We start from the raw sequence: 6384 nt of genomic DNA, 5'->3' as shown, positions 1-6384 counted from the left end.
CTTCGGCTTACGCCGAAGGGTGCTGCGCACCTGGCCCTACAGACGCCTACGCTCGGCCTCCTGACGTCGCAAAGTTACGGGCGGCGCCTGCACTGGCGTTATCTTCGAAAGACAGATCGCACTATCCGCGGCAACACAAAACGAAGGTAAAGGGAAAAGCGAGAGCGCAGCGATTCGCCTGCCGTTGCTCTTGCTTTTGATCTTGCTTTTGATCTACCCGCGACCTCAGGAGGCCGAGTGGAGGTGGCTGGAGGGCCAGGTGCGTAGCACCCTCCGGCGTAAGCCGAAGGCGCGAGATGTAGACTTGCGTAGCAAGTCGTAGGCCGCGCGGGCCCGCAAGCCGCCGGAGCGAGGGGACCCCGAAGCGCAGCGTAGGGGCCGTATGTGGGAGCAAGCGGTTTTGCGCTCCTTTGTCCAAGAACAAAGGAGCCCGCCGTAAAGGCGGAAGGGGCCAGTAGCGCCGCTACACAAAATGGATCGTTCCCGATCCCAAAGCCCCAAAACCCAAGCCTAACCCCGAAAAGCCCGCCACCGATCCACCCCCAGTAACACCAAGCCAATGCCCCAGAACCCCGCCAGCACCCCCAACGCATTGAGCATGACCTGCCCATACCCGAGACTGGCGACATCGATGAACGGATAGGCATAGACACCGATCTCGCTCCCTCGCCACAGCGCATAAGCAAAATACAAGGCCGGATACAGCGCCCAGAGCGCCAGGTGCCAGAGCCGCAAGCTGCCTTTGGGCACCTCGAACCACCAGTACAGCACGTACAACAACGGCATCACGTCGTGCAGCAGCTCATCGGCCAGCCACTGCCAACCTTGCGGGTGCCACAGGTGCCGCAGCAACACGCTGTAGGCGAGCGCTACCAACACGATGCTGGCCGCCACCGCAGAACTCACCATCGGCGCCAGGAAAAAGCGTCTGGCCCGGCCCTGGTGACCGAAAGCGGCATAACTGAGCACCGTCGCCACCAAGGTATTGCTGAGCACCGTGAAGTAGCCGAAGAGATTGACCAGGCCGCCGATCAGGCTGGCCTGCGCCTGCCAGCGGCCCAGCAGCACCAGATAGACCTGCACCGCCAGCCCCACCCAGCCCAGCACAGCCGCTGCGGCCACCCACAAGCGAGCTGGCCGCTCAGGCATTGCGCTGCAATTTGACGTAGAGCTGCTCGACCTTCTCCCGCGCCCAAGGCGTCTTGCGCAGGAAGGTCAGGCTCGACTTGATGCTCGGGTTGCTCTTGAAACAACGCACATCGACGCGCTCAGCCAGCCCCTGCCACTGATAGTGAGCCACCAGCTCGGTGAGGATCTGCTCCAGGGTCTTGCCATGCAGTGCGTTGTGTTGGGCCGTGCTCATGCCAGTGCTCCGTAAAAGATGCGCACCTTACACCAGTGTAGTGGTCGGTGCTGAGCGATGTGCTCGCCTCGGCGCTGGGAGAAAAGCGCTGGTCAAGTCGAGAGGCGCTGTGCTGAAATAGTGATGTTATACAGTAACACTAACAAAACTCTGCCAAGGAACGCCTTAACCCAATGCAACACCTCCCGCTACGCCTCTCCCCTCTTGCCATCGCCCTATGGCTGGCCTCCTCTCCCAGCCAGGCCGTGGAACTCGAACCCCAGATCATTACCGCCAACCCGCTCGGCAATGGTCAACTCGCGACGCCCAGCACCGTCCTTGAAGGCGGCGACCTGCTCCAACAGCAACATGGCAGCCTCGGCGAAACCCTGAACAAGCAACCCGGTGTCGCTTCCACCTGGTTCGGCCCCGGTGCCAGCCGTCCGGTGATCCGCGGCCTGGATGGTGATCGCATACGCATCCTGCGCAATGGCGTCGGCGCCCTGGATGCCTCGTCGCTGTCCTACGACCACGCAGTGCCGCTGGACCCGGTGACCGTCGAGCGCATCGAGATCGTTCGCGGCCCGGCCGCTCTGCTGTACGGCGGAAACGCCATTGGTGGGGTGGTCAACACGTTCGACAACCGCATACCTGACGCACCGATCCAAGGCATCCAGGGCGCCGGCGAACTGCGCTACGGAGGGGCCGATACCACCCGCAGCAGCGCTGGCAAGCTGGAAGCCGGCAACGGCGAGTTCGCCCTGCACCTGGATGCCAACAGCCGGCAATTCAACGACCTGCGCATCCCCGGTCACGCACTCAGCGCCAAAGTCCGCGATGCCGACGAGCCTGGCAGCCATGGACGCCTGGAGAACAGCGACGGTCGCCAGGACGGTGGAGCGGTTGGCGGCAGCTACCACTGGGATCATGGCTATGCCGGCCTGTCCTACAGCCGTTACGACAGCAACTACGGCTCGGTAGCCGAGTCGGGCGTGCGCCTGGACATGAAACAGGACCACTACGCCTTCGCATCGGAACTGCGAGATCTCGACGGCCCGTTCAGCTCGGTCAAGGTCGATGCCGGCTACACCGACTACCAGCACAGCGAAATCGAAGAAGGCGAGGTCCACACCACGTTCAAGAACAAAGGCTACGAGGCCCGCGTCGAGGCCCGCCATCAGCCGTGGGGCCCATTGGAAGGCGTGATCGGTGCGCAAGTCAGCCGCAATGAGTTCTCGGCATTGGGTGAGGAGGCTTTTGTCCCACACACCGATACCGACAGTCTGGCCTTGTTCGCCCTGGAGCAATGGCAGGCCACCGAGCGCCTGAATCTGAGCCTGGGGGCCCGCCTGGAACACACCAGGGTCGACCCGGACGCCAAAGGCAACGAGAACTTCATCGATGCCGACAGCAGCAGTAGTTTCAATGCCTTCAGCCTGTCGTCCGGCGCGCTCTACCAGCTCGACCCGGTATGGGCTGTGGCGGCCAACCTGGCCTATACCGAACGTGCACCGACGTTCTACGAGCTCTATGCCAACGGCGCCCACGTAGCGACTGGCGCCTACGAAGTCGGCGATGCCAGTCTGAACAAGGAAAAGGCGATTTCCGCCGACCTGGCCCTGCGCTTTGACAACGGCACCCACAAGGGCAGCGTGGGCGTGTTTTATAGCCACTTTCGCAACTACATCGGCCTGATAGGTACCGGCAACCTGCGCGAAGGTCATGATCACGACCATGACGAGGACCACGACCACGAGACAGACGGCTTCCCCGAGTACCGCTACCAAGGCGTGCGCGCACGCTTCTATGGCATCGAGGCACAGGACCACTGGCAACTGCTGGAGAATCGCTATGGCAGCTTCGCGCTCGAGCTGTCCGGCGACTACACCCGCGCCAAGAACCTCGACAGTGGCGAGCCTTTGCCGCGTATCGCCCCGCTGCGCCTGAACAGCGGACTGGTCTGGACTCTGGAGCGCTGGCAGGCGCGAATCGACGTGCAGCACGCCGCGTCGCAACATCGCAAGCCGGCCAACGAGACCAGCACCGACGGCTACACCACCCTGGGGGCGAGCGTCGGCTATCGCTTCGATATCGGCAAGAGCCAGTGGCTGGCGTTCGTGCGCGGTGAGAACCTCACCGATCAGACCGTACGTTATGCCAGCTCGATCTTGCGCGACATCGCTCCAGCACCGGGGCGCAGTGTCGAGGTTGGGCTGCGGACCACCTTCTGATCCGGCCTGGACGCCCATCGCCGTCGCGCCGGCGATGGGCCGCCCACTGTTACCGGATCGGCAACGATTCCCTGCGACAATCTGTCTTTTTTTCATCGAGCCAGCACGCTATCCTCCCGCCCACGCTGAATCGATTCATTCCTTCCAGATAGCGCCCTGAACGTCGAGCCTGGCCAGACTCGCCGCGCTCGACTGTTGTCCATTTTCCAAAGACAGCGCTATCTCAAACGAAACGATGATTGTCGGCTGCTACTACTTTAAGTGCGCAAGCACTGAATTTTGACCTGACGGAGTACCTACGATGAGCACCGAAGGTGCCAAGAATGAAAAACACCGGCTACCACGCATCATGGGCGTGCTGTTGCTGGTGATGGGCCTTGCCTTGCTGGCAGGCGGTATCAAGCTTAGCCTGGTGGGGGGATCGCTTTATTATTTGATCGCCGGCATCGGTTTCGCCCTGAGCGGCATCCTATTGCTGGCCCTGCGCCGCATCGCCTTGGGTTTGTACGGTGTATTGTTGTTGGGCAGCACGGCGTGGGCACTGCTGGAAGTCGGCCTGGATTGGTGGCAACTGGTGCCACGCCTGTCGCTGTGGTTCGCCATCGGCGTGATCCTGCTGCTGCCCTGGGCACGCCGCCCACTCACCGGGCCGGCCTCCAAGGCCAACACTGCCCTGCTCAGCGTCGCGGTGCTCGCGTCGGGCGCCTGCGCGCTGGCCAGTCAGTTCACCCACCCAGGCGAAGTGTTCGGCGAAGTGGGCCGCGAGAGCAGCGAAATGGCCAGCGCCGCGCCGTCGATGCCTGACGGTGATTGGCAGGCCTATGGACGCACAGAACATGGCGACCGCTACTCGCCACTGCGCCAGATCACGCCGCATAACGCCTATCGTCTGGAAGAAGCCTGGCGCATTCGCACCGGCGACCTGCCGACCGACAACGATCCAGTCGAACTGACCAACGAGAACACCCCACTCAAGGCCAACGGCATGCTCTATGCCTGCACCGCCCATGGCCGGGTGCTGGCCCTGGATCCGGACACCGGTGCCGAGATCTGGCGTTTCGACCCGCAGATCAAAAGCCCTACCCACACCTTCAAGGGCTTTGCCCACATGACCTGCCGCGGCGTCTCGTACTATGACGAGAACAGCTACGTCAGCCGCGATGGCAGTCCGGTACCGAAGGTATCCGAAGCCGGCCAGGCGGTGGCGCTGGCCTGCCCGCGTCGTCTGTACCTGCCAACCGCCGACGCTCGCCTGATCGCCATCAACGCCGACAATGGCCGGGTCTGCGAAGGCTTCGCCAACCAGGGCGCCATCGACCTGAGTATCGGTATGGGGCCGTTCACCGCCGGTGGGTATTACTCCACGTCGCCGGCAGCGATCACCCGTGAACTGGTGATCATCGGCGGTCATGTCACGGACAACGAGTCGACCGACGAGCCCTCTGGGGTGATCCGCGCCTACGACGTGCACGACGGTCGTCTGGTCTGGAACTGGGACAGCGACAATCCTGAAGACACCAAGCCCTTGGCCCCCGGCAAGACGTACAGCCGCAACTCGGCCAACATGTGGTCGCTGGCCAGTGTCGACGAGAAACTCGGCCTGATCTACCTCCCCCTGGGTAACCAGACGCCCGACCAATACGGCGCCAACCGCACCCCCGGCGCGGAGAAGTACAGTGCTGGCGTGGTCGCGCTTGACCTGGCTACCGGCAAGGTCCGCTGGAACTACCAGTTCACTCATCACGACCTCTGGGACATGGACGTCGGCAGCCAGCCGACCCTGGTACACCTGAAGACCGACGACGGCATCAAGCCGGCGATCATCGTGCCCACCAAACAAGGCAGCCTTTACGTGCTCGACCGCCGTGACGGCACGCCGATCGTGCCGATCCGCGAAATCCCGACGCCCCAAGGCGCCGTTCCCGGTGACCACACCGCGCCGACCCAAGCGCGCTCGGACCTCAACCTGCTGGGCCCGGAACTCAGTGAGCAGGCCATGTGGGGCGCCACGCCGTTCGACCAGATGCTGTGCCGCATCCAGTTCCGCGAACTGCGCTACGAAGGCCAATACACGCCGCCGTCGGAACAGGGCAGCCTGATCTACCCGGGCAATGTCGGGGTGTTCAACTGGGGTGGTGTCTCAGTCGACCCCGTGCGCCAGTTGCTGTTCGCCTCGCCCAACTACATGGCCTTCGTGTCGAAGATGGTGCCGCGCGAGCAGGTGGCTGCCGGCAGCAAGCGCGAGAGCGAGACCAGCGGCGTACAACCCAACACCGGTGCGCCGTACGCAGTGATCATGCACCCGTTCATGTCGCCGCTGGGCGTGCCTTGCCAAGCGCCCTCCTGGGGCTATGTAGCGGCCATCGACCTGTTCACCAACAAAGTGGTGTGGAAGCGCAAGAACGGCACCACCCGCGACAGTACGCCAGTGCCGATCGGCTTGCCGGTGGGCGTGCCGAGCATGGGAGGTTCGATCGTCACCGCCGGCGGCGTCGGCTTCCTGGCCGGTACCCTGGACCAGTACCTGCGCGCCTATGACACCAATGACGGCAAGGAACTGTGGAAGGCTCGCCTGCCCGCCGGTGGCCAGGCCACACCGATGACCTATACCGGCAAGGACGGCAAACAATACGTGCTGATCGTCGCCGGCGGTCACGGCTCGCTGGGCACTCGCATGGGCGACTACATCATCGCTTACAAATTGGCGGATTGAGCTGCAAGCGGCAAGCTGCAAGCCACAAGCGATCAAGCGGTGCCGGTGAGCCCGCTTGATCGCTTGTGGCTTGTGGCCTGCCGCTTGAAACCCTCCGC

Annotated in this window: 4 protein-coding genes; 2 read left to right on the top strand and 2 right to left on the bottom strand. The window is 63.2% G+C overall.

Going from position 1 to position 6384, the window contains the following annotated elements:
* Window positions 1-510: 510 nt before the first annotated feature.
* Entirely contained in the window at window positions 511-1149 is a 639-nt protein-coding gene (locus E2H86_RS24445) for a Pr6Pr family membrane protein (protein WP_133332078.1), read from the bottom strand.
* Window positions 1142-1363 carry a VF530 family DNA-binding protein gene (locus tag E2H86_RS24440; protein WP_133332077.1) on the bottom strand — a complete coding sequence of 74 codons (222 nt, stop codon included), beginning with the start codon at window positions 1361-1363 and terminating at the stop codon, window positions 1142-1144. Before E2H86_RS24440 ends, E2H86_RS24445 begins: the two co-directional genes overlap by 8 nt.
* 173 nt (window positions 1364-1536) lie before the next feature.
* Between E2H86_RS24440 and E2H86_RS24435 the strand changes: the two genes are divergently transcribed.
* Complete coding sequence (locus E2H86_RS24435) at window positions 1537-3573, top strand: TonB-dependent receptor (RefSeq protein ID WP_133332076.1); 2037 nt, start codon at window positions 1537-1539, stop codon at window positions 3571-3573.
* Between the two features lie 301 nt (window positions 3574-3874).
* Window positions 3875-6286: a glucose/quinate/shikimate family membrane-bound PQQ-dependent dehydrogenase gene (locus tag E2H86_RS24430; RefSeq protein ID WP_133332075.1), complete on the top strand. Its 2412-nt coding sequence runs from the start codon at window positions 3875-3877 to the stop codon at window positions 6284-6286.
* Window positions 6287-6384: the final 98 nt, after the last annotated feature.

Source organism: Pseudomonas putida, from assembly GCF_004357765.1.
Taxonomy (GTDB): Bacteria; Pseudomonadota; Gammaproteobacteria; order Pseudomonadales; family Pseudomonadaceae; genus Aquipseudomonas; species Aquipseudomonas putida_U.
The sequence above is the reverse complement of the archived record's forward strand: the minus strand, read 5'-3'. Positions and strand labels throughout refer to the sequence as shown.

Bases quoted from the DNA above. Each gene is read 5' to 3' on its own strand.
- E2H86_RS24445 (WP_133332078.1), bottom strand. From the start codon at position 1,149: ATGCCTGAGCGGCCAGCTCGCTTGTGGGTGGCCGCAGCGGCTGTGCTG.
- E2H86_RS24440 (WP_133332077.1), bottom strand. From the start codon at position 1,363: ATGAGCACGGCCCAACACAACGCACTGCATGGCAAGACCCTGGAGCAG.
- E2H86_RS24435 (WP_133332076.1), top strand. From the start codon at position 1,537: ATGCAACACCTCCCGCTACGCCTCTCCCCTCTTGCCATCGCCCTATGG.
- E2H86_RS24430 (WP_133332075.1), top strand. From the start codon at position 3,875: ATGAGCACCGAAGGTGCCAAGAATGAAAAACACCGGCTACCACGCATC.